Below are 22352 nucleotides of genomic sequence, written 5' to 3' on the forward strand. Positions count from 1 at the left end.
GAGCGGCCGCCGTAAACGATTGCCGTAATCCGATCTCGCTGGAGTTGCGGGCGGTGTTACTTGTCGCCGAAGTCGTCTAGGGGCGACGAAGCCGCGGTGCCGGCGGGGCGGCGGGAACTTATCCTGTTTCTCCAGTTTCCAAGGGAACGGACCGCGATTGCGAGGGCGATGAATGCGGCGATCATCCCGCCGCAGTACAGGGCGACAGCTCCGTAGCCGCCGATGGCGTCGGGGTTGAAGAACGGGTAGGGATAAAAGCCGGTGAGGGCGCCACGGACGATTGAGAAGGCGGCGTATGCGGCGGGAAAGATCATCCACCACAGGATCGCCCGCCGAGGGATGCGGTTCTGGGGCGGCCACAGGATCCAGTCGAGGATGCCGGCTAGGGGCAGCACGATGTGGAGAACGATATTGACCCAGGGGATGAGGCCGGAAAGATCGGCGTCGCGGAGCAGGGTGTTGAAGACGAGTCCCACGAAGGCGATGTAGACAACCGACGCTCCGCGAATTGCGGTGTCGGCTGTGGTGGCGGGCTTTCCTTGCCGGGTAGAGCGCAGTGCGGCGATGATGAAGACGGCGCTGAGGATGATGTTGGACAGGTTCGTGAAGTAGAGGAAGAAGTTGGGGACGCTGTATCCCAGGGGGATGTGGGCGGTGAAGAGCTGGTAGCCGAGGGCGACAAGTGACGCGCCGGCGAATGCGAAGCGGAACGTGATGGCGGCGGCGGTGCGTGTGCAACTCGGCATGGCGACATCGTACTGAGGTGGTGTCGTTCGCGTGGCACCGTGAGGGCGGGTCAGTCGACGAGCGTGGACTTTGGGGGAACGCGTTGATACCGGTGCCGGGCCGGGTTCTCGGGTGGTCTCGGGCGGAGGATGCGCACCTCGAGGGGGATGTCGCGGGCGGGCATGAGGAGGGCGCGCGCGTAGAGGTGACGGGCGGCTGCGGATACCTGCGAGAGGGTGCTGACACGCGTGCGGGTCCGGATGTCGGTTGCGGTGACGATCCACCATCCTCGTTCGAGATGCGCGGTGACTTTGTAGGGGAATCGTGTTGGTGCTGTTTGTGCGTGGTGGGGCTGCTGGCCGGGGACCATGTGGCCGTCAGGGTGTGCGCGTGTCACTGGCCTTGGGTGAGTCGGCGGGTGCGGGACGGGGCAAAGAGGGAGACGGCGACGGTCAGGATGAGGGGGGCGACGATGAGGAGGAGGAGGGGGTTGAGAAGGGAGGGCATCCAGTGGTGGATAGGGGCGGTCACGACGACGGCGACGACGGCGAGGATTGCCATGAGGAGGCGGTGTACTTCGAGTGAGCGGAGTTTGCGTCGTACGACGCGAGTGGTGTCGGTTTTCCGTATGCCGGAGTTGCGGGCGGTGAGGACATCGGTGAGCAGTTGCAGGGTGGCGGCGACGAGGAAGCACAGGGCGGAGAAGGTTGCGGCCCACCCCAGAAAGTAGTCGTTGAGAACAAGCCACGCGGCCGTGACCCCGGCGAGGAGGACCGCTTCGAGGAGTGTCACGATCTTGTCGCTTGTGGGGTCGTGGGGGCGTTCGATGGGGCGCTGGGCGGCGGCCAGTTGGCGCAGCACGAGGACGATGATGCCGATGAGGAGGAAGAGGGCGAAGCCGTACCAGGGTCCGTCGACGACGGTGGTGCCGCCGTTCCACCAGAGCAGGAGGGTGCCGGCGGCGGCGAAGGTGATGTCGCAGAGAAGGACGCCGGTGGTGCGCATCAGTCGGTGTGTGCTTTTCATTGTTAGACCTCCACGGCGACGGAGCCGCCGACGTAGACATGGGCTTCAGCGTTGCGGCGGGTCTTGGACCAGCCGTTCTTGCCGCGGACGATACGCAGGAATGCTCGTGCGATGCAGATGTACATGTAGTAGACGTAGAGCCAGACGCCGATACCCCATCCGAGGGCGGTGAGCCAGCTTGCTTGCGGTTCGCAGCGGACCTTGTAGACGAAGCCCCAGATCGCGAAGGGCGCGATGGAGAACATTGCCATGAGTCCCGCGATGCCGAAGAGGCTGTTGACGGCGGCGTGGAAGAGGGCGGGGTCGTGTATCCAACTGTTGACCTGCGCGCCGACGAGGATGGCGAAGGCGAGCCCGCCCAGCATCTGCAGGAACGGCAGGATCAGGTAGTAGGTGGTTTCGATAACGCCGGCGCTGTCGATGTGCCGGGACTTCACGACTTCCCCGATGTACTTGACGCACTGGATGTTGCCCTGCGCCCAGCGGGTGCGCTGGGTGAGGAGGCGCCGGATCGAGGGCAGCGCTTCCTGGTGGACTTGAGTGTCGTAAACGTGCTTGACCTGGTAGCCGGCGAGGACGACGTGTACGCCGAGCTCGTAGTCCTCGAGCAGCGCGCCGTGCCAGGGTTCGCCGTACTGGGCGCCGATGGCGTCAAGGACGGAGAGGCGGGTGAACTGGCCGTTTCCACCGAGGCCGACGGTGCCGGTTTTGGCTCGGAGGGATTGCATGGCGGCGATGGTGGTGCGGAATTCGAGGTCCTGCATGCGTAGGAGGTAGCGGGCGAAGGCATTCGCGAGGCGGCCACGCTGGGGGTACGGTTTCGCGTCATCTCGGTTCTTCATCCACACGGCGATCTGTGCGGCGCCGACCTCGGGGTCGCCGAAGATGTCATCGGCGGAGCAGACCTCGAGCGCGTTCGGTTCCATCTCTCCGTCGGCGTCGATGACGACGACAATGACGCGCTCCGGGTCGGCCTCGGCGGGCAGCCAGCCGAGGAGCTGGTGGTAGGCGGCGTTGAGTGCATCGCCCTTGCCGGTGCGGGCTTCGGGGCGGCGACGCTGGACGAGGTGGACCTGAGGGTCAACCTCTGCGAAGCGCGTGACGATCTCTGCGGTGGCATCTTCACTGTCGTCGTCGATGACCCAGACGTGCGCGCCCGGAAAGTCGCGCCGGGCTCGGGTGACGGTTGTCTCGATGACGGCTTCTTCGTCACGGCAGGGGATGAAGAAGTGCCATTCGAAGTCATCCGGGTTACCCGGGACGACCTTGGGGTAGCGGAGGTAGGGGATGAGGATGAAGGTCACGTAGGTGACGAATGCCACACCGAGCAGCACGGTGAATGCGTTGAGGATCGGGAACATCTCATGGCCTCTCGATAGTGATGCGCCGCCCGGATGGCTTCGTATCTAACATCTTATATTTTGCCACGATGTGCGGCTCTTTAGCTGGGAAGATGCTGCGAGCGGCAAGGCTCGGCGAAGGAAGGCTGGGCCCGCCACTGTGAGGCGGGCCCAGTGAGCATCGTGGGATGCTCTCGAACGAGCGCACAGGCCTCCGAAAGCGCGGCGTGTGCGCGGGGTCTTCCCACCCCCGGGTCGCTCGAGTCGTGAAGCGGACTACCGCCGGTTAGAACGATCGCGTCGCGTGGGGAGCGCGGCCGTGGGTGAAGCGGCGTTCTGGCCTCGACGGTATTGCGGCCCCTCTGCCGAGGCGGCATCGCGGGGGGCGGGGCGTCGCAGTCCGCGGGGCTTTTTCACGCCGATGATGAGGAACAGAGCTGCTAGGCCGAGGGCGTAGCCGAGGATGCCGACGACGGAGCCGACGAAGGTGTGGCTGACGGTGTATCCGGGGTCCAGACCCCAGGTCTGGGTGGCCCAGCCGATCAGAGTCAGACGTGAGGCGTTGACGAGGACGACAATGGCCCACATGGTGATGGTGGCCAGGAGGATGCGTCCCCAGCGGGCGCGGGTGGTGGCGAGGATGACCGCGGCGATGAGTGTCAGCGGAACTCCGATGAGGAGGGCTGTGCACTCGACGGTGACCTGGAGGGCGATGAGTTTGTCATCGCCGGTCCACACGAAGTAGCGGTCGAGGGAGGCGTCGATCTGGTCGCGGGTGAAGGGCGATAGAAACCAGCTGGCGATCATCGCCTCGATGCCTCGGACGGCATTGTTGATGGTGACAAGGGCGATGCTGCCTGCGCTAAGTGCCATGGCGATGAGGATGCGCAGGGCTCGGTCGAGGCGGGGAAGAAGAGGGCGCTGACGCAGTGTGCGCCGGCTGAGGGGAAGAGCGGAGGTAGTCATGGTGTCCTGCTTTCGGAAGGAGTAGTCGGGTGAGATCAGTGAGGTGGCCCGGCTCCCGGGGAAGCGGGAGAGGATCGGGTGGTACGGGTGGGGCGCTTCGCGCCCCACCCGGGCGTGGGGAGTCGTGGGGGGTCTGGTGGTTGGGTCGTTGGGGACGTTTAGTCCGTGGTAGGGGCGGTGCGGGTGATCCAGCGGCGGCGGGCGATGAGGAGTCCGCCGATGACGATGGAGAGGATGGCGATGGTGAGGGGGAAGATCGGGTCGGCGCCGGTGGTAGCCAGCACGCTGGTGCCGATTCCGCCGACGATGGGCGTGGGTCCGCCGTTGTACATGGGTGCTCCTTGAGGGCGACGATGAGAAGTGGAAGGGGGCGGGGAGGCGTTCGGGGAGGGTGCCTCCCCGCCCAGAACTCCTAGGGGTTAGGAGTCCTTGCGGCGGCGCAGGGTGGCGCCGCCCAGGGCGCCCAGGGCGCCGATTGCTGCGATCGCGGCGATGCCGGGAGCCACGATGGGGCTCTCAACGTCCTTGTCCACGATCACGATGTCGACCTTGTCGGTCGTGACCTTGCCGTTCTTGTCGGTCTGCGACGCGGTGACGGTCTCCTCACCCAGGTCGAAGTCCTTCTCCGGGGTGACCGTCCAGGTGCCGTCCGCGCCGACCGTGGTCGAACCCATCACGACGCCGGCGCCGCTGATGATCTCGACCGTCGAGCCGGGCTCGCCGGTGCCGGTGAACACCGGGCGGGTCGTCTCGACCGTGGCGTCCTGCTCCGGACCGGTGATGTCAACCGGCTTCAAAGCCGCAGCAACGATGTTGATGCTGACGCGGTCAGTGGTCTTGCCACCGTTCTTGTCCGTCTGGGTCGCGGTGACCGTCTCCTCGCCCAGGTCAAGATCCTGGCTGGGGGTGACGCTCCACTTTCCGTCGGCACCGACCGTGGTCGTGCCAAGCACCACGCCCGCGGCGCTGGTGACCACGACGGTGGCGCCAGGCTCGCCCGTGCCAGAGAACACCGGACGCGGGTTCTCCAGGTTCGCACCAGCCGTAGGACCGGTGATATCCACCGGCTTGACCGCAGCGACGACCGGCTTCAGTAGCGAAGTCACGGCATTGTCCTGTCCAGCAGACTCAGTCGGTGTGGCGACGTGGACGCGGCTGCCATAGAGCGAGAGGCTCCTGTTTCCTGAGAAGTGAAGCGACTGGATCGGGCCCTCACCAGCGGGCATGCGCCACTTCTGCTTACCGTCGTTCGGGTTGCACGTGGCAAGGATTGTTTCGTAGCCGCGAAAATCGCCAGCACTGTCGCGATACTCCGCTCCGACGGAAACGCACTTTCCATCGATTTCGATGGGGCCGTACGTCCCAGGGGCGGGGAAGGTGCCCCGCACGGAGTTCGCTCCTGCCTCTGCAGCCGTCCGGTATCCGGAACCAGATTTGATCGGCGTGCCGCTCTTGACTGAGTAGAAGTAATCTGCCGTGGTTGCCGAACGGAACACTAGGGGTCCTTCGACGCGGTCGCCCTGGGCGGCGATGGTGATGTCGTCCTGGGCTGGGGTGGCGGCGTTGGCGGGGGCGGCGAGGCCGATGAGGCCTGCGGTGATGAGGCCGGCGCTGAGGGCGACCTTTCCGAGCTTGTTCATGGTGTCCTTTCGAGGTGCCGTGTGTGGGCGGCGGGTGTGTGTGTCGCGGGTGCGACGTGGGAAGTGGCGTACTCGGGTTGGTGTGTTGCCCGGGTGTCGGACCCGAAACCGACGCGCGGGAGTGTGAGGGCGACGCGGAGCGCGTCGGCGTAGTGGGCCAGGGCGCGGGAGGCGCCTTGGTTGTCTCGGTCGGCGAAGGCCTCGGTGGCCTGGGTCAGGTAGCGGCGGCGGGTCGCTTCGCCGGTGGCGTGGTCGACGCCGTGAGCGTCGAGGATGTGGTCCTGCGCGAAGACGCGCAGCGGCCCGAGGATCCCGCGCTGTGTGTAGTTACTCAGGCGGGGGACGCCCTGCTTGACCATCTCGGATGCGAGATCGAGGTAGCGGCGCATGTCGGAGGTGTACTCGGCGCGGACGTACTCCCGCACGGTCACTGAGTCCGCAGACAGCGCGAGGAACGACACCAGGCGACCCAGCACGACGACGCGCTCGCGCATGTCCTCGACCGACCAGTCCGCGACAACCGTCTTCGCGTTACGCGTGACGTCCACGAACCCGATTTGGGAGAGCGCCTGCAGCGCCTCCCGCACCGGAGTGCGAGACACCCCGCATTCCGTGGAGATCGCATCCAGGCTGAGCTTCTCGCCCGGCGCATACCGCCCGCTGATGATGTCGCTCAGCAACCGATCGTGCAGCAGATCACTCAGAGTCGCCGGCCGTACTACCCGGTCCGCAGCTCGTGTGTCCATCGCTCTACCTCCAATCTGGTGATCTAAAACCTGATATTTCGCTTACGAGAAGAACTATGCCATACTCTCCATCTAGACGCAAACGCATCTAATATTTCGGACGAAAGGTAGGCGTCATGGACATGAAGAAGGTGGCTGTTGTTCTGGGAACGCGGCCGGAGATCATCAAGCTCGCTCCCGTGATTCGCGCGCTGGGCGACCACGCGTACGTGATTCACACGGGGCAGCACTACGACCGCGAGCTGTCTGGGCAGTTCCTTGAGCAGTTCGGCCTCGGAGACCCCGACGTTGTACTCGAGGGCGTCGGGGGAGCGGACCGGGGCACGCAGATCGGAACCGCGATGCTCGCGCTCACCAGAGAGTTCCAGGCTCGCCGGCCTGCAGCTGTCATCGTGCAGGGGGACACCAACGCCGTCTCCGCCGGCGCGCAGGCGGCGAACTACCTCAACATTCCGGTGATTCACGTCGAGGCCGGGCTGCGATCATACGACCGTGCAATGCCGGAGGAGCTCAACCGTCTCGTCGTGGGCACGCTCGCCGACGTGCACTGTGCGGCCACCGCCCACAACGCTGACAACCTGCGCGGCGAGGGTGTGGACGACAGCCGGATCATCGTCACCGGAAACACGATCGTCGAGGCGACGTTGGCGTCCCTCGAGCAGGGCAGCGGCCTCATCGGCCATCACTTCCCGGACGGGCAGGCCCCCGAGAAGTTCGTCCTCGCTACCATCCACCGCCCCGAGAACACGGACACGCGCGAAGCCCTCGAGCGAGTACTCCGCGGGCTGGTGAATATCGGACTGCCGGTGCTGTTCCTCGCGCACCCCCGCACCCGCCACGCCGCACAGCGCTTCGGCTTGAGATACCTTCTCGATCAGCTTCACACCATCGAATCGGTCGGCCACTCGGAGCTTCTGGATCTCGCCCAGGCCGCCACTCTGTTGGTGTCCGACTCCGGCGGCCTCCAGGAAGAGACCACTGTTCTCGGCAAGCCGCTTCTTGTGATCCGCCGCTCAACGGAGCGACCGGAGTCCATCGACGCGGGATTCGCTCGTCTCCTCACCTCCGAGCAGGACATCGCCAGCACGGCGGGGCGCGCAATCGCTGAGGGGGGCTTCGGAGTCGACCTGGCCGAAGCCCGATCCCCGTACGGAGACGGTTCCGCAAGCGAGCGCATCGCGCGCATCGCGCTGCGAATCGCCGCCGGCACGGCCGTGGCTGCAGCGGTCGAAGAAGAAAAGCGGACGATGCTGGTGACTGCCTGAGAGACGAGGATCTGCAGCCACGCTCGGACAGCGTCTCCATCTGGAGGGGGAGGTGCGGAACTAGGATGAGAGTGAAAGGCGCCGCCTCGATCCGGTGCAACTAGTACATGAAACGACTCGTGATCATCACGGCAGTCCTCATGGCACTGGGAGCCGTCCTCGCGCATCCCGTCTCCGCCTCCAGCGACATCGCCAACCACGACGAGCCCTGGTCGTGGAGCACCGCCACGCACCCCACCGGGAGCGCGGCCGTCGCCGGCGGATCTTCGGGCGGCGGAATCTGGCGATGGAACGGCGTGGACTTCATCCCCAGCGTGGGCCACATGAACCTCTCCCTCACGAGTTGGCGATCGGAGACAGCCCCCACAGGACAAGGAGTGCTCGGACGGGTGAGCCACACAACAGGCGCACGCACCGGCCCACCCGACCTGGCCCTCATCGCCACCGGCCCCGCACCGCTGAATCCCCTGCTTCGGGTGTCCGACCAATGGACCAATGCTCCGCTCTCCGACGTCGCTCACGGTGATATCCGGAAAGGCACCCCCTTATGCCACTCCGGATTTTCCGCCTCCACGCAGTCCGCCGGCGGATACCAATGCGGCCAGGTGTACGCCACCTGCACCATCGCATCAGGATCCCGATGCATCATCGTCAACGACCAGGGCATCGCAAGCGGAGGCGACTCAGGCGGACCCGTTTGGGCATACGACGGACGGGGAGGTGTCATCCTGTACGGCTGGGTCAGCGGCACGCTCCAGATCGGTGACAACGCGTCCAACGGCACCTACAAATACCTCACCTTCGAACCGGTCTGGAACCTCCAGAACAAAGACTGGAGGCCCGACGAGACCTGGACCGCGGGCGGCTTCCTGAGTGGACCCGCAACCCTCGGGTGCTTCGTCACCACCCGAGGGTGCATCCGGAGCTGACACTCTTCGAGCTGTCCCTGCTCTAACGTCGTGTAATCAAATATTAGACATCACGTGCGAAGATTGATAGATTAGAGTATGCCCGTTCCCAAAAATTCCGCCCCCACAACGCGGGTGCTGCTCCGCGACGTGGTGTTCGACCGCCTCCTGGACGCCATCGTCCGCGGCGAGCTCGCTCCGGGCGAGACACTCCGTGACAACGAAATGGAAGCGTGGGCGGGAGCATCGCGGACTCCGGTGCGTGAAGCTATCGACCGCCTCGCCAGTATGGGGCTCGTGGAAGTGCTCCCGCAGAAGGGGACGCGTGTCGCTCCTATCGAGGCGGCCGCTTTTGCCGACCGCCTCGAAACGCTCTGGGCCATCAGTGAAGGCGTCGCGGAAGACGTCGTCCCCTTGCTCACCGATGACGACGTCGCCCTGCTGACCACAACCATCGCCCGTCTGCACCGCCCCGATGGTGACCAAGCCGACATCCCCGCGGTCACAAGTGACCTCTTCGCCGTCCTGCTGAACACCTGGGCGAACACGTACGTGCTCAAAATCTACGACACCGTCATCCCCCATCTTCGACGGGAAGCCACAGCCCTTGCCGCCAAAGACGACGCTTACTTCATGACTTCCTCGGAGCTCGACGGTCTTGCCGGCGCCATCCGGAACCGCGATGGGGAAGCGGCGGCAGCGTCCATCCGGCACCATTGCGAACGCGTTGTCACCCACACCCGCCAGCAGGCAAGCCTGGTGAAGGAGTAATCATGCCTCTCCCCCTCAACACCGACGTTGAATCGCGCAGGCTCCTCCGCGACGACGTCTACACCTCCATCCTGAACGCGATCGTCGACGGCACCCTCGAGGCCGGCGAACACCTCCGGGACGAAGACCTCATCTCCTGGCTCGGGGTCTCCCGCACGCCCATCAGACAAGCCCTCAACCGGCTAGAAGAAGTCGGCCTCATCGAGATGGTCCCCGGACGCTACACCCGTGTCGCACCGTTCGATGAAGACAACATCACCCAAGCGATCTACGCCACACAGGTCATCCACCTGTTCTCCGTGCGCAAGACCGCGGCAACCCTCACCAACGAACAACTCACGCAACTCGATGACCACATCGAACGCGCGCGTCACGCGGCAACAGGACAGGACCGGCTCGGACAGCTCAATGCCCTCGGCGGATTCTTCCGCGTCTTTCACCTGGCCACAGGCAACGACGTGCTGTACCAAGCGGTCGAGAAAACCAACCCCATCCTGTTCCGTGCATTCCTACCCACCGAGGGCGTGATGAGCGGCAACGCAATCACGGACGCACTCACCGCCATCGCCGACGCTGCGCGGCGACAAGACGCTGCCGGAGCAGTAGCGGGAGTACGCGCCATGATGCCGTTCTGGCGGGATCAGTTCATCACCACGATCCGCCCCCGCCTTCTCGCCGAGCGCTGACACCAGCAGGAACCTTCATCATCTTCGGGCTCTTCGCGGTAGCCGCCTTCATCTTCGTCGTCTGGCTCGCTCCGGAAACTAAAGGCCGCCCCTTGGACGACATCAGCAAGTACTGGGAAAATAGAGGACGTTGGACGCGCTAGCGCGCTCGTTGTGAAGCTCGCGGTCACTATCCCTTCGCGTAGGCGCAGGGGCGCGGTATCCGCGGTCCCGAACGTCTCGTGGACCAGATCGCCGCGATCGGGCAGGTCGGCGTCGAAGACGCGGCCGGTCGCGACAGTGCCCCGCGTCAAGGTCAATCTTCGTGAGCGGCAGCTGCCGAAAACGATCGTTCCCGGCGGCCTCGCCGACGTCGACGACCGGGTGCACAACACGCCGAGGAACGATCCGCCGAAACCTCTTGCCGAAACCGGATCCGGCCGAAACACCGGAGTATCGTTTTCGGCATGCCGGAGCGCTGGCCTCGACGGGCTGCATCTCAGCGAGATCCTGGGGAGCCCTTCTGCCGAGTGATCACCGAAACGGGACCGGCACTCGTCCGCCCGGTGTCCGTGCCTCATGGCACGATGAACGCACCGTCGATAGCAAGAAGAGGTGCACGATGCCGATCGACCCGAAGAAGACGCTCGATGCGTACCGGGCGAAGCGGGGCGAGTTCCGCCTCGTCGAGGTGCCGCCGCTGCAGTACCTCATGGTCGACGGCGCGGGAGACCCGAACACTGCGAAGGAATACACGGATGCCGTCGCCGCACTCTTCCCGCTCGCGTACACGCTGAAGTTCGCGGCCCGCGCCGAACTCGATCTCGATGTCGTCGTGATGCCGCTCGAAGGCCTCTGGGATGCGCCCGACAAGGAGTCGTTCACGACCAAGCGCGACAAGTCGGCCTGGCTGTGGACGATGATGATCATGGTGCCTGGCCAGGTGACACCGGAGATGTTCGCGGCGGCCGTCGACAAGGTCGAAGCCAAGGCGGCGGCGAAGAAGGAGCCCCTGCCGGCGCTGCGGTCGGTGCGACTCGAGACTCTCGACGAGGAACTGAGCGTGCAGACATTGCATGTCGGCTCGTACGACGACGAAGCCCCGGTGCTGGCCGAGCTGCACGACGCGTTCATCCCCGAGAACGGCCTCCGCATGACCGGACGTCACCACGAGATCTACCTCGGCGACGCTCGGCGGGTCGCTCCCGACCGTCTGCGCACGATCCTCCGGCAGCCGGTCGAACGCACGTGACTGCCGCACGGCGCCGTCGGGATCAAGCCCCTCCGGCCCATCGCTCCCACGGCGATATCCTGCATCGATGACGACAGCGAAGTCCGCCGCGCACGAGGCCAGGGGATCGGACGCCTTCCGACGTGTCGCTCGGGCCGGCTTCGGGGTGATCGGTCTCGTGCACATCATCATCGGAGCGCTCGCCGTGTCCATAGCCTCGGGCGGTGGCGGCGATGCCGATCAGGACGGCGCGATGCAGCAGATTCGATCGACGCCCGTGGGAGGGCTCATCCTGGCTCTCGTCGCGGCCGCGCTCCTCGCCCTCGCGGTGTGGCAGGTCGTGAGCGGCGTCGTCGCCGTCGGCGGCGAGGTGAAGAAGTGGGGGCAGCGCATCAAGCTCTTCGGAATCGCTGTCGCGTACCTCGTGATCGCCGGACTCGCGGTCATCTATGCGTTCGGAGGCAATGCCGAATCCGAGAAGTCGTCGAAGTTCGTGAGCGAAGTGCTGCTAGGAGCGCCCGGAGGAATCTTCCTCCTGGTTGCGGTCGGCCTCACGGTGGTCGGCGTCGGCATCGGCTTCGTCGTGAGCGGCTTCACGACCGGTTTCCGCAAGACGCTCGACCTGCCGTCGGGCGCGGGGCGTCCGCCGATCGTGGTGCTCGGGGTCATTGGCTATATCGCGAAGGGCATCGCCATCGCCCTCACCGGCATCCTGTTCGTGGTCGCGGCCTGGACGCACGACCCCGACAAGGCCGGAGGTCTCGATGCTGCGTTGCGCAGCCTCACCGACCTGCCGTTCGGGCGGGCCGTGCTGTGGGTCGTCGGCGCCGGACTCGTCGTGTACGGCGTGTTCTCGATGTTCCGCGCCCGCTACGCCCGCATGTGACCCGGGTCAGGTCGTCGCGGGCTTCTCGCTCCACAGGAGCAGGAACGCGCCGAGCCCGATCATGAGCGCACCGCCCGTCGCGCCCATCGCCTCGATCCGACGAGGCGAACGCCCGAACCACTGCCGGGCGGCGCTGGCGAGCACGACCCAGATCGCGTCGCAGGCGACGCCGATCGCGACGACGATCACTCCCAGCACGAGCAGCTGCATCGGCACGGATCCCCCGTGCAGGTCGACGAACTGAGGCAGGATTGCGAGAAAGAACGCGATCGACTTCGGGTTGGTGACGCCGACGACGAACCCCTCCGCGAGCAGGCGCAGACCCGAGCGACGCGGCTGCGGTCCGGTCGCGATCGCGGCGGCGTCGTTCCGGTGGCGGATGGCCTGGATGCCGAGGAAGACGAGGTACCCCGCACCGATCACCTTCACGATCGTGAACAGCACGATCGACTGCGCGATCACCGTGCCGACGCCGAGCGCCACGGCCACGACGAGCAGGATCGACCCGAGAGCGGTGCCGAGGATGCTGAGGAATCCGCCGATCCGCCCGAGCGCCATCACGCGCCCGATCGTGAACAACACCGTCGGGCCGGGGATCACGACCATGATGAACGCCGCGACCACGAACGTCGCGAGGGTGTCGGCGCTGAACATGGTGCGAGCCTAGTGCGCGACCCGCGCGACGGCGTCGGATGAGAAGCTAGAAGGATGAGCTCGACCTCTGCCTCCGACGTGATCACTGCGCCTGCGGACAGCCCGCTGACGGATGCTGAGGTGCGGCGCCTGCGCGAGGACTTCCCGATCCTGGGTGTCGAGGTGAACGGGCATCCGCTCACCTACCTCGACTCCGGCGCGACCTCGCAGCGCCCGCTCGCGGTGCTCGATGCCGAGCGGGAGTTCGCGACGACGCTGAACGCCGCCGTGCATCGCGGTGCGCACACGCTCGCCGCCGAGGCGACGGAGGTGTTCGAAGACGCTCGTGCGACCGTCGCCCGATTCATCGGCGCCGACGAGGGCGAGATCGTCTGGACCTCCAACGCGACCGAGGCCATCAACCTCGTCGCCTACGGAATCTCGAACGCATCTCTGGGGCGCGGGGGAGCGGCCGCCGAGCGCTTCCGCCTCGGCCCCGGCGACGAGATCGTCACCACGGAGATGGAGCATCACGCGAACCTCATCCCGTGGCAGGAGCTCGCTGCGCGCACGGGCGCAACGCTGCGGGTGATCCCGCTCGACGACGAAGGAGCGCTGCGGCTCGACGTCGCCGCTGAGCTGATCGGAGAGCGGACGAAGCTCGTCGCCGTCACTCACGTGTCGAACGTGCTGGGCGTGATCAACCCCACAGACCGGCTCGTCGACATGGCCCACCGTGTCGGCGCCCTCGTGCTGCTCGACGCCTGCCAGTCGGCGCCGCACCTGCCGCTCGACGTGCGCGCCCTCGACGTCGACTTCGCCGTGCTGTCCGGTCACAAGATGCTCGGCCCCTCGGGGATCGGCGCGCTCTACGGACGCCGCGAGCTGCTCGAGGCCCTCCCACCCTTCCTCACCGGTGGGTCGATGATCACGACCGTCACGACCACCGAGGCGGAGTATCTGCCGCCGCCGCAGCGCTTCGAGGCGGGGACGCAGCGGGTGTCGCAGGCCGTCGCGCTCGCGGCGGCGATCGACTACCTGTCGGCGGTCGGGATGCCGCGCATCGCCGCCCACGAGGCCGCCTTCGGCCGCCGCCTGGTCGACGGGCTGATGGCGATCGACGGCGTGCGCGTGCTCGGCGCCGGCATCGATCTGCCGCGGGTCGGCCTCGCGAGCTTCGATGTCGACGGCATCCACTCGCACGACGTCGGCCAGTACCTCGACGACCTCGGCATCGCGGTGCGCGTCGGCCACCACTGCGCGCAGCCGCTGCACCGTCGACTCGGCATCACCTCGTCGACCAGGGCGAGCACCTATCTCTACACGACCGAGGACGAGGTGGATGCCGTGATCGCCGGCGTCGCCGGAGCCATCGACTTCTTCCGGAGGGGCGCATGAGCGACCTGCAGAACCTGTACCAGGAGCTCATCCTCGACCACTCGCGCACACCGCACGGGTTCGGGCTGCGCGACGAGATCGCGGCGCAGTCGCATCAGATCAACCCCACGTGCGGTGACGAGGTCACCCTGCAGGTGCACCGCGCGTCCGACGGCAGCGTCGAGGCGATCGCGTGGGAAGGGCACGGCTGCGCCATCTCGCAGGCCTCGGCGTCGCTCCTCGCCGAACTCGCCGAAGGGCTCACCGTCGATGACCTCGAGGTGCGGATCGACGCGTTCCGCACGGCGATGCGCTCGCGCGGGAAGATCGAGCCCGACGAGGAGCTGCTCGGCGATGCCGCAGCGCTCGGCGGGGTCTCGCGCTACGTCGCGCGGGTGAAGTGCGCGATGCTCGCGTGGGTCGCCGCCGAGGACGCGCTGCACAAGAGCTGACACCGGCGCCGTCGAGACGGCAGGAGCCGAGGTGCAGGATGGGACCATGGCCCTTACGCTGACGCCGCTCGACCCCGACCGCTTCGACGATTGGCGGTCGGCTACCAGGCTGCGTCTCATCGCCCTCCGCCAGGACTCGGGGCTGCTGGTCGGCGACGACGCCGTCGCGCACGCTGACGCCTTCCTCGACCAGCTCCTGCCTGACGGAGCCGAGACGCAGACATCGGTCATCTTGTCGATCCGCGACGGCGGTCCCGAACTGGGCACGGTGTGGCTCGCGTCGATCTCCGGCATCCTCATGATCCTCGACCTGTCTTTCGCGGGCCGGCCCACCGTCTCGCAGGAAGACGAGCTGTTCACCGCCCTGGTCGAGATGGGGCGTGCGCACGGAGTCGACCGGCTCAGCATCTCGGTGTACGCGACCGACGCGGCGAGCCGGTCCTTCATCGACGATCGGGGGTTCGCGTGCGCGTCGATCCAGATGCTGCTCGAACCGCTCCCCGACCGCGAGCGTGCGCCCGTGGTGAAGGTCGAGCCGATGACGGCGGAGCGCTATCCGTCCTTCGTCGCCGCATCGGAGGCGGCCTTCGCGGAGGAGCTCGCTGCCTCAGGCCGATACTCGATCGACGACGCCCGCGCGGAGTCGCACCGTCAGATGGTGGAGGAGCTGCCCGACGGCGTCGAGACAGTGGGCCAGCAACTCTTCACTGCCACGGTCGACGGAGAGGAGGTCGGCATCCTCTGGGTCGGCCTCCGAAGCAGAGGTGATAGGCCGCACGCTTTCATCCTCGACATCGAGGTCGCCGAATCGCAGCGACGCAAGGGATACGGCCGCGAGTTGATGCGCGCCGCCGAGCAGGTCGCGCGGGAGCACGGTGCGGACTCCGTCGGCCTGCACGTGTTCGGCGCGAATGAGGGTGCGATCGCCCTGTACGAAGGACTCGGCTATCGCCGCGTCGAGGAGAGGCATCTGCTCCACATCGCGGAATAGGTACCGCCGCGGGACGTTGACCCTCACATGACCACTCTCGGAATCATCGGTGCAGGACACATCGGCAGCCAGGTCGCGCGCGCGGCGGTGGCGCACGGCTACGACGTCGTGATCGCGAACTCCCGCGGGCCGGAGACGCTCGCCCCACTCATCGCCGAGCTGGGTGAGAGGGCGCGTGCGGCGACCGCCACCGACGCGGCCGCAGCGGCCGACATCGCCGTCGTGACCATCCCGCTCGGTCGGATCGACGAGCTTCCGGTCGAGGAGCTGGCGGGGAAGATCGTGCTCGACACGAACAACTACTACTTCGAGCGTGATGGCCACATCGACGAGCTCGACAAGGGTGAGACCACCACCTCGGAGATGCTGCAGAAGCAGCTGCCGACCTCGCGCATCGCGAAGGCGTTCAACCACATCCCGGCCCGCGACATCACGACCGACGGAACCCCGGCGGGGACGGCGAACCGTCGTGCCCTCGCGACGGCCGGCGACGACGCGGAGGCCGTGCAGTTCGTCACCCGGTTCTACGACGAACTCGGCTTCGACACCGTGAACATCGGCCCGCTGAGCGAGTCGTGGCGCGTCGAGCGCGACCGCCCCGCCTACGTGGTGCGGCAGAACGCCGAGGAGTTGCGCGCCAACCTCGCCATCGCGAACCGCCTGCCCTGATCTCGATGTCCGCGCACCGTGGGATACCAAACTTGTCCCTCCGGTGCGCGGATGAGACAATCCCGATATGGCGGAGGTGGGGGCTGCCGGCGAACTCGAGTCGGTGAGAGTGACGCGCATATTGCGCGATGACATCGTCTTGGGTCGGAGGCTTCCGGGATCCCGGCTCGTCGAGCGCGACATCGCGGCGGATCTGAACGTCTCTCGTCTTCCCGTCCGCGAGGCGATTCGCACCCTCGTCTCCGAGGGGGTCGTGGTGGCGCGTCCGCGCACCTGGGCGGTCGTGCGGGAGTTCTCGCGGCAGGATCTTCAGGACTACGGCGAGGTGCGCGAGGCGATCGAGACGATGATCTTCGTCTTCGCCGCACAACGCGGCACGCCGGAGGGACACGCTCGACTCCGCTCCGCCTACGATCAGGAGCTGGCGGCCGCCGCATCCGGCGATGTCGAGGGTGCACGCATCGCGGCGAGCCTCTTCCACGAGGTCGCGGCGCACCTCGCAGGGAACCATATGATCGGCGAATTCGTCGGCGTTTTCGCGACCCGCCTGAAGTGGCTCTTCGGCCAGCACGACGACCTCGTGGAGACGGCGGAGGAGCATCGGGTGATCCTCGAAGCCGTCGAGGCGCAGGATGCCGACGCGCTGCGCGTGCTGATCCCGCAGCACACCGCGAGCGCCGTGGCGTCTGCCGCGCGCCGCCTCGAAGTCCGCGCGGAATCTGTCTGATCTCGAGCCCAAGGATACCCCTAGGGGGTATGGTGGAGATGTCATCGACGAAAGGATCGACATGACCACGACCACCTACACCGTAACGGGCATGACCTGCGGGCACTGCGAGGGCTCCGTGCGCAGCGAGGTCTCGAAGCTGCAGGGCATCACCGCCATCGACGTGAGCGCGGCATCCGGCCGACTCGTCGTCACCTCCGAGTCCCCGCTCGACGACACCGCCGTTCTGGCGGCGGTCGACGAGGCCGGGTACAGCGCCGCGCGCGCCTGATGCGCCCATGAGCGAGCATCTCGCCTCGTACGATCTCGAGATCGGCGGGATGACGTGCGCGTCCTGCGCCGCGCGGATCGAGAAGCGCCTCAACCGGATCGACGGCGTGACGGCATCCGTCAATTACGCCACCGAGAAGGCGCACGTCGAGGTCGCGGGAGACGTGCTCGCGGACGACCTCATCTCCGAGGTCGTCCGCACCGGCTACTCCGCCGCGTTGCCGCGCGAGACCGAGTCCAGCGAGACCGACCCGGCGTACGACGTGCTGCGCCGACGCCTCATCGTCGCCGTGGCTCTCGCGGTGCCCGTTATCGCGATGGCGATGGTCGAGGCGCTGCAGTTCCCCGGCTGGCAGTGGGCGTCGCTCGCTCTCGCTCTCCCCGTCGTCACGTGGGCGGCATGGCCGTTCCACCGCGCAGCCGTGCTCAATGCCCGCCACCGCACCGTCACGATGGACACGCTGATCTCGGTCGGCGTCTCGGCGGCGTTCCTCTGGTCGCTCTATGCGCTCGTCTTCGGCACGGCGGGGATGTGGGGCATGACGCATCCGTTCCGGTTCACGATCGAGCGCGGTGACGGACTCGGAACGATCTACCTCGAGGTCGCCGCGGGCGTCACGATGTTCCTGCTGCTCGGACGCTTTCTCGAGCAGCGCTCGAAGCGCACCGCCGGGGCGGCCCTGCGGGCGCTCGGCGAGCTCGGTGCGAAGGACGTCTCCGTGCTGCGCGACGGCGTGGAACAGCGGATGCCGCTGGCTCACCTCGTCGTCGGCGACGTGTTCGTCGTGCGCCCGGGAGAGAAGATCGCGACCGACGGCGTCGTGCGCGAGGGGTCGTCGGCTGTCGACGCGTCGATGCTGACCGGCGAGTCCGTGCCGGTGGAGGTGCGCGCGGGAGACGCGGTGACCGGCGCGACGGTGAACGTGGGCGGCCGCCTGGTCGTCACCGCCACGAGGGTCGGGGCCGACACGCAGCTCGCGCGCATGGCGCGGCTCGTCGAGCAGGCGCAGTCGGGCAAGGCCGAGGCGCAGCGCCTCGCCGACCGGCTCTCGACCGTGTTCGTGCCCATCGTGTTCACGATCGCCGCGGTGACGCTCGTCGCCTGGCTGATCGGCGGTGGGGGAGTCTCTGCGGCTTTCACGGCGGCCGTCGCGGTGCTGATCATCGCGTGCCCGTGCGCGCTCGGGCTCGCCACGCCGATGGCGCTGCTCGTCGGCACCGGACGCGGTGCACAGCTCGGCGTGCTCATCAAGGGACCGGAGGTGCTCGAGTCGACCCGCCGCGTCGACACGGTCGTGCTCGACAAGACCGGCACCGTCACGAGCGGACGCATGACCCTCGTCGACGTCATCCCTGCGGACGGCGAGGGCGAGGCCGAGGTGCTGCGCCGCGCCGCCGCGATCGAGGACGCCTCAGAGCATCCCGTCGCAGCCGCCATCGTGCGCGGCGCGGTGGAGCGCTTCGGCGACCTTCCGGCGGTCAGCGAGTTCCGCAGCATCCAGGGCCGCGGCGTCGCCGGCGTCGTCGACGGAGTGCAGGTCACGGTCGGTCGGCCCGCGTTTCTCTCCGACGAGTCGGCGCCGCTCGACGGTCGTCTGCTCGCCGCCTTCGAGACCGCCGAGGATCGCGCGCACACCGCCGTGGTGGTCGCCTGGGGTGGACGCGCGCGCGGAGCGCTCGTCGTGTCGGATGTCGTCAAGCCCGATGCCCGCGAGGCGATCGCCGCCCTGCGCGACCTCGGTCTCGAGCCCGTGCTGCTCACCGGCGACAACCAGCGCGCCGCCGAGGCCGTGGCGGCCGAGGTCGGCATCCGGTCCGTGCGCGCCGGCGTGCTCCCCGAGCAGAAGGTCGCCGAGGTCGAGGCGCTGCAGCGGCAGGGAAAGGTCGTGGCGATGGTGGGAGACGGGGTCAACGATGCGGCGGCGCTCGCCGCATCCGACCTCGGCATCGCGATGGGCACGGGAACGGATGCGGCGATCGAGGCGTCCGATCTCACCCTGGTGCGCGGCGACCTGTGGGGCGCGGTCGACGCGATCCGTCTCGCCCGGCGCACCCTCGCGATCATCCGCGGCAACCTGTTCTGGGCACTCGCGTACAACGTCGCGGCGATCCCGCTCGCCGCGCTCGGACTGCTGAACCCGATGCTCGCCGGAGCCGCCATGGCGTTCTCCAGCGTCTTCGTCGTGCTGAACAGTCTGAGACTGCGGCGTTTCCGCAGCGCCGCCCCGCGCGCGATCCGGTAGTCGGGGCGCTTCCGCCTGGATATATTGAGCGTACGGAATCGTTCCGGAAGTGCGTCGTGTCTGGGGAGCGATATGCGCAGACTCGCGGTCGTCGTCGGAGGGCTGCTGCTCGTCGGCGGAGCGGTGATCGTCGTGGTCGCAGACCAGCAGCGCGTCGCCGCGCTCGCCGAGGCGAAGGTCGCGGTCGTGCGCGCCGAGGAGAACCTCGCGGCCGCGCGGGCCGCCAACTACGACCTCGCTGAGCAGCTCATCGCCCTGCGCGCGCTGATCGCCGAACAAGACGCACAGCTCGCCGACTCGACAGGCTTCCTCCCGTGATGCTGCGCCGCGTGTTCTCCGTCACGGTCGTGGCCGCCGTGCTGCTCGCCGCCGGTGTCATCGGCCGGGCGGATGCGCTCGACGACGCTCGGGCCGAGGCCGTCGCCGAGCTGCAGCAGATCGCTCAGCAGACGAACGACGCGCAGATGCGCTCCGACCACCTGCAGGGGCAGGTCGAGGCCGCAGAACGAGACACCGCCGACCGCGCAGCCGTGCTCGAGGTGCGCCCCGCCTTCGTGCAGGAGATCGCGTCGCTGAGCGCGGCGATCAGCGCGGCCGAGGGCAAGGTCGACACCGCCGCGCACCGGGCGGCGGCGCAGTCGGCCCAGCAGACCGTGCTCGCCGAGAAGTCCGAGCCGGCCGTGGTCGTCGCCGCGACAGCGACCGTGCATGCGCTCACGGAGAAGGTGGGCGAGGAGGTCTCGACCTGGCAGGCGGCGCAGTACGCCCGCCCGACGGGGCCTGCCTGGTCGTCGAGCGGGCCTGACGGCTACGCGCGCGTCCGCGCCGCGCTCGACAGGGTCGGCGGAGCGGGGGTCGGCCTGTACGAATCGTCGTCGTGCGCCGGAGGCACGGCGCCCGCCTGCGCCAACAGCAACGGGTACATCAAGTACCGCGGAGACATCGCCGGGTGGAGCACGGATCGACTGAACTGGGCCATGGCGCACGAGCTCGCGCACATCTACCAATTCCAGGTGTGGGGATCGCTCAACGCCTCGGGTTCCTACGACGCCCTCTTCGGCGGCGACCCGGAGTTCCTTGCCAACTGCATGGCCGTCGTGCGCGGGTACCCGGGATCCGTGGGCTGCAACGGCGACCAGCAGGCGTGGGCATCGGGGATCTGGGTCGGCGTGGTGCGCTGACTCAGGTCTCCCACACCCGCAGCTCGGCGGTGAGTCGGGCGAGGTACTCGGGCGGGCCGGCCTCGGCGAACCAGAGCCACAGCTCGGCGGCGTGGATCGCATCCCACCGGTGCACCTCGTCGGCATCCGCCCCGTAGGCGTCGATCAGGGCGGTGGACGACCGCGGATCCTTGCGGCCTGCGCCCCAGGCGGCGCGGGACAGCTCGCGGAGCGGGTCGCCGACGTGCGATGCCTCCCAGTCGACGATCCCGGTGATCCGGCCGTCGGCGAAGAGGAGATTGCCGTCGGTCCAGTCGCCGTGGCAGAAGACCTGGCCCGACGATGGCGGGATCACGAGCGGCAGGGGCGGACCGTCAGAGGCGCGGTAACGGGCCACGATGGTCGCGTCGTCGGGGCGCGGGGCGAGACCTGCGGGTGTCTGCACCTCGTGCAACCGGCGGAGGAGGGATGCCGAGGCGCTGAGCCCGGCGAGGCGGGTCTCCGCGTCGACCTCGTCGAGGCGTCGTCCGGGCATCTCCGTCATGAGGATCGCCCACGGCGCGTCCTCGACGAGCTCCGGGGTGGGCAGGTCGTCGGATGACAGCGCCTGCAGCGCGCGGACCTCGGTGCGGTGACGCTCGGCATCCGGCATCCGCTTCTCGATGAGGCGGACGCCGTCGCGCGCGACGAGCCGCACGGCGCCCACCGCTCCCTGTCGCATCATCGTCTCCGTCGCTCGGGCGGGCTCCGCTCCATTCTCGCCGACCGCCGCGAGGCCCGAAACGGGTACGCTCGAAGGGAGGAGGAACGGGTGGGACGAACTGCGGATGCCATCGCCGAGGGCGTCGCGATCGCGACCGCCGCGGCGCGCCTCGCCGTGAAGAACCACATCCTCATCGGCACGATCGCGGAGGGCGGCGTGTTCGATACGCAGAAGTACATCGCCGACGCCCGGGAGGCGCTGCGGGCGATGGCCGAGGAGTCGGAAGAGGCCGAAGAGAACCTCACCGCCCTGCGCAAACGCGCCCGCGGACGCCACTCCGACCCGTCCGGGACACACGACTACCGCGACCGCGACGTACGCAACCTTCGCCGTCGCGCGAAGCAGTCGCACGGTGTCGCGACCAGGCTGCGCGAGATGATGGAAGACGAGACGGCGCTCAGCGCGATCGTCGAGGAGGCGCGCGCGGCGGCCTGGTCGGACGTGCGCCACAACCTCGACCGTCGTCTGCGCGTCGAAGGCATGCGCCCCGACCAGGATCCCGACTACGAGCGCATGCGCGACGCACGCATGCAGGCGCTGCGGCTCGTCGACCTGCAGGCCCTGTCGTCGCAGCAGCGCGCCCGCGCGAAGCGCAAGAAGAAGCAGGAGAAGGTCGCCGAACGCGCCGACTGACCCCTCGATTCGCAATCACCTGACGACTGCTATAAGCTGTTCTACGGCCCGCTGAGCGGTCCAGGAGCGCCCGTAGCTCAATGGATAGAGCATCTGACTACGGATCAGAAGGTTAGGGGTTCGAGTCCCTTCGGGCGCACATTGTGTTGAGTCGCGACATAGGCGACGTGTGAGTCGCGACATAGGCGACTAGTTGGAGGAAGAGCTCGGCCATCGGCCGGGCTCTTTCTGCGTGTTGCGCCAGTAGGTTTTGGTGGGGTCGAT

27 protein-coding genes and 1 tRNA gene are annotated in these 22352 nt (G+C 67.5%); 19 read left to right on the top strand and 9 right to left on the bottom strand.

What is annotated here, in order from left to right:
* Positions 1-56: 56 nt before the first annotated feature.
* The 7 genes from M3195_RS16365 to M3195_RS16395 all read right to left on the bottom strand — a co-directional run bounded on the left by M3195_RS16365 (position 57) and on the right by M3195_RS16395 (position 6444).
* Positions 57-746 (bottom strand): Pr6Pr family membrane protein, encoded by a 690-nt coding sequence (locus M3195_RS16365; protein WP_251589134.1) that lies wholly within the window; start codon positions 744-746, stop codon positions 57-59.
* A gap of 373 nt (positions 747-1119) precedes the next feature.
* On the bottom strand, positions 1120-1731 hold the full coding sequence (locus M3195_RS16370; protein WP_251589135.1) for a hypothetical protein: 612 nt from the start codon (positions 1729-1731) through the stop codon (positions 1120-1122).
* A 23-nt stretch (positions 1732-1754) separates the two neighbouring features.
* A complete protein-coding gene (locus M3195_RS16375) occupies positions 1755-3113 on the bottom strand; it encodes a glycosyltransferase family 2 protein (RefSeq protein ID WP_251589136.1) in 1359 nt (452 codons plus the stop codon).
* A 255-nt stretch (positions 3114-3368) separates the two neighbouring features.
* Positions 3369-4058, bottom strand: coding sequence for an archaeosortase/exosortase family protein (locus M3195_RS16380; protein WP_251589138.1), 690 nt, complete (start codon positions 4056-4058; stop codon positions 3369-3371).
* 158 nt (positions 4059-4216) lie between these two features.
* Positions 4217-4390 carry a hypothetical protein gene (locus tag M3195_RS16385; protein ID WP_251589139.1) on the bottom strand — a complete coding sequence of 58 codons (174 nt, stop codon included), beginning with the start codon at positions 4388-4390 and terminating at the stop codon, positions 4217-4219.
* 87 nt (positions 4391-4477) lie between these two features.
* The gene (locus M3195_RS16390; RefSeq protein ID WP_251589140.1) at positions 4478-5698 is read right to left on the bottom strand and encodes an Ig-like domain-containing protein; all 1221 of its coding nucleotides are present in this window, start codon (positions 5696-5698) and stop codon (positions 4478-4480) included.
* Positions 5695-6444, bottom strand: a complete 750-nt coding sequence (locus M3195_RS16395; protein WP_251589141.1) for a GntR family transcriptional regulator — start codon at positions 6442-6444, stop codon at positions 5695-5697. The genes M3195_RS16390 and M3195_RS16395 overlap by 4 nt, the downstream gene beginning before the upstream one ends.
* A 122-nt stretch (positions 6445-6566) precedes the next feature.
* Between M3195_RS16395 and wecB the strand changes: the two genes are divergently transcribed.
* From wecB to M3195_RS16435, 8 genes are all read left to right on the top strand, one after another.
* Positions 6567-7709, top strand: coding sequence for a non-hydrolyzing UDP-N-acetylglucosamine 2-epimerase (gene wecB, locus M3195_RS16400; protein ID WP_251589164.1), 1143 nt, complete (start codon positions 6567-6569; stop codon positions 7707-7709).
* 107 nt (positions 7710-7816) lie between these two features.
* Positions 7817-8638 (top strand): S1 family peptidase, encoded by an 822-nt coding sequence (locus tag M3195_RS16405; protein WP_251589142.1) that lies wholly within the window; start codon positions 7817-7819, stop codon positions 8636-8638.
* Between the two features lie 78 nt (positions 8639-8716).
* Positions 8717-9388 carry a GntR family transcriptional regulator gene (locus M3195_RS16410; RefSeq protein ID WP_251589144.1) on the top strand — a complete coding sequence of 224 codons (672 nt, stop codon included), beginning with the start codon at positions 8717-8719 and terminating at the stop codon, positions 9386-9388.
* 2 nt (positions 9389-9390) lie between these two features.
* Positions 9391-10074, top strand: a complete 684-nt coding sequence (locus M3195_RS16415; protein ID WP_251589145.1) for a GntR family transcriptional regulator — start codon at positions 9391-9393, stop codon at positions 10072-10074.
* Between the two features lie 50 nt (positions 10075-10124).
* Positions 10125-10217: a hypothetical protein gene (locus tag M3195_RS17160; RefSeq protein WP_251589165.1), complete on the top strand. Its 93-nt coding sequence runs from the start codon at positions 10125-10127 to the stop codon at positions 10215-10217.
* A 136-nt stretch (positions 10218-10353) separates the two neighbouring features.
* Positions 10354-10587 carry a hypothetical protein gene (locus M3195_RS16425; RefSeq protein ID WP_251589146.1) on the top strand — a complete coding sequence of 78 codons (234 nt, stop codon included), beginning with the start codon at positions 10354-10356 and terminating at the stop codon, positions 10585-10587.
* 88 nt (positions 10588-10675) lie between these two features.
* Positions 10676-11305: a GyrI-like domain-containing protein gene (locus M3195_RS16430; protein WP_251589147.1), complete on the top strand. Its 630-nt coding sequence runs from the start codon at positions 10676-10678 to the stop codon at positions 11303-11305.
* Between the two features lie 67 nt (positions 11306-11372).
* Positions 11373-12170, top strand: a complete 798-nt coding sequence (locus M3195_RS16435; protein WP_251589148.1) for a DUF1206 domain-containing protein — start codon at positions 11373-11375, stop codon at positions 12168-12170.
* 6 nt (positions 12171-12176) lie between these two features.
* Here the strand turns inward: M3195_RS16435 and M3195_RS16440 are convergent, their stop codons facing one another.
* Positions 12177-12824 carry a LysE family translocator gene (locus M3195_RS16440; RefSeq protein ID WP_251589149.1) on the bottom strand — a complete coding sequence of 216 codons (648 nt, stop codon included), beginning with the start codon at positions 12822-12824 and terminating at the stop codon, positions 12177-12179.
* A 54-nt stretch (positions 12825-12878) separates the two neighbouring features.
* Here M3195_RS16440 and M3195_RS16445 point away from each other — a divergent pair, with 54 nt between their 5' ends.
* From M3195_RS16445 to M3195_RS16485, 9 genes are all read left to right on the top strand, one after another.
* Entirely contained in the window at positions 12879-14201 is a 1323-nt protein-coding gene (locus M3195_RS16445) for an aminotransferase class V-fold PLP-dependent enzyme (protein WP_251589150.1), read from the top strand.
* Entirely contained in the window at positions 14198-14632 is a 435-nt protein-coding gene (gene sufU, locus M3195_RS16450; protein WP_251589152.1) for a Fe-S cluster assembly sulfur transfer protein SufU, read from the top strand. Before M3195_RS16445 ends, sufU begins: the two co-directional genes overlap by 4 nt.
* Before the next feature lie 46 nt (positions 14633-14678).
* Entirely contained in the window at positions 14679-15623 is a 945-nt protein-coding gene (locus M3195_RS16455; protein ID WP_251589154.1) for a GNAT family N-acetyltransferase, read from the top strand.
* Between the two features lie 27 nt (positions 15624-15650).
* The gene (locus tag M3195_RS16460) at positions 15651-16292 is read left to right on the top strand and encodes an NADPH-dependent F420 reductase (protein WP_251589156.1); all 642 of its coding nucleotides are present in this window, start codon (positions 15651-15653) and stop codon (positions 16290-16292) included.
* A 67-nt stretch (positions 16293-16359) separates the two neighbouring features.
* On the top strand, positions 16360-17019 hold the full coding sequence (locus M3195_RS16465) for a GntR family transcriptional regulator (protein ID WP_251589157.1): 660 nt from the start codon (positions 16360-16362) through the stop codon (positions 17017-17019).
* A 61-nt stretch (positions 17020-17080) separates the two neighbouring features.
* Positions 17081-17290: a heavy-metal-associated domain-containing protein gene (locus tag M3195_RS16470; RefSeq protein WP_251589158.1), complete on the top strand. Its 210-nt coding sequence runs from the start codon at positions 17081-17083 to the stop codon at positions 17288-17290.
* A 7-nt stretch (positions 17291-17297) separates the two neighbouring features.
* A complete protein-coding gene (locus M3195_RS16475; protein WP_251589159.1) occupies positions 17298-19532 on the top strand; it encodes a heavy metal translocating P-type ATPase in 2235 nt (744 codons plus the stop codon).
* Between the two features lie 72 nt (positions 19533-19604).
* Entirely contained in the window at positions 19605-19850 is a 246-nt protein-coding gene (locus M3195_RS16480) for a hypothetical protein (RefSeq protein ID WP_251589160.1), read from the top strand.
* Positions 19850-20713, top strand: a complete 864-nt coding sequence (locus M3195_RS16485; protein ID WP_251589166.1) for a hypothetical protein — start codon at positions 19850-19852, stop codon at positions 20711-20713. The genes M3195_RS16480 and M3195_RS16485 overlap by 1 nt, the downstream gene beginning before the upstream one ends.
* Position 20714: 1 nt before the next feature.
* Here the strand turns inward: M3195_RS16485 and M3195_RS16490 are convergent, their stop codons facing one another.
* Positions 20715-21413: a phosphotransferase family protein gene (locus M3195_RS16490; protein ID WP_251589161.1), complete on the bottom strand. Its 699-nt coding sequence runs from the start codon at positions 21411-21413 to the stop codon at positions 20715-20717.
* Between the two features lie 90 nt (positions 21414-21503).
* Between M3195_RS16490 and M3195_RS16495 the strand changes: the two genes are divergently transcribed.
* Positions 21504-22088, top strand: coding sequence for an asparagine synthase (locus M3195_RS16495; protein WP_251589162.1), 585 nt, complete (start codon positions 21504-21506; stop codon positions 22086-22088).
* Positions 22089-22154: 66 nt separating this feature from the next.
* Positions 22155-22227: transfer RNA gene (locus M3195_RS16500), tRNA-Arg, on the top strand.
* Positions 22228-22352: the final 125 nt, after the last annotated feature.

The sequence above is a fragment of the Microbacterium hydrocarbonoxydans genome (assembly GCF_023715885.1).
GTDB lineage: Bacteria > Actinomycetota > Actinomycetes > Actinomycetales > Microbacteriaceae > Microbacterium > Microbacterium hydrocarbonoxydans_C.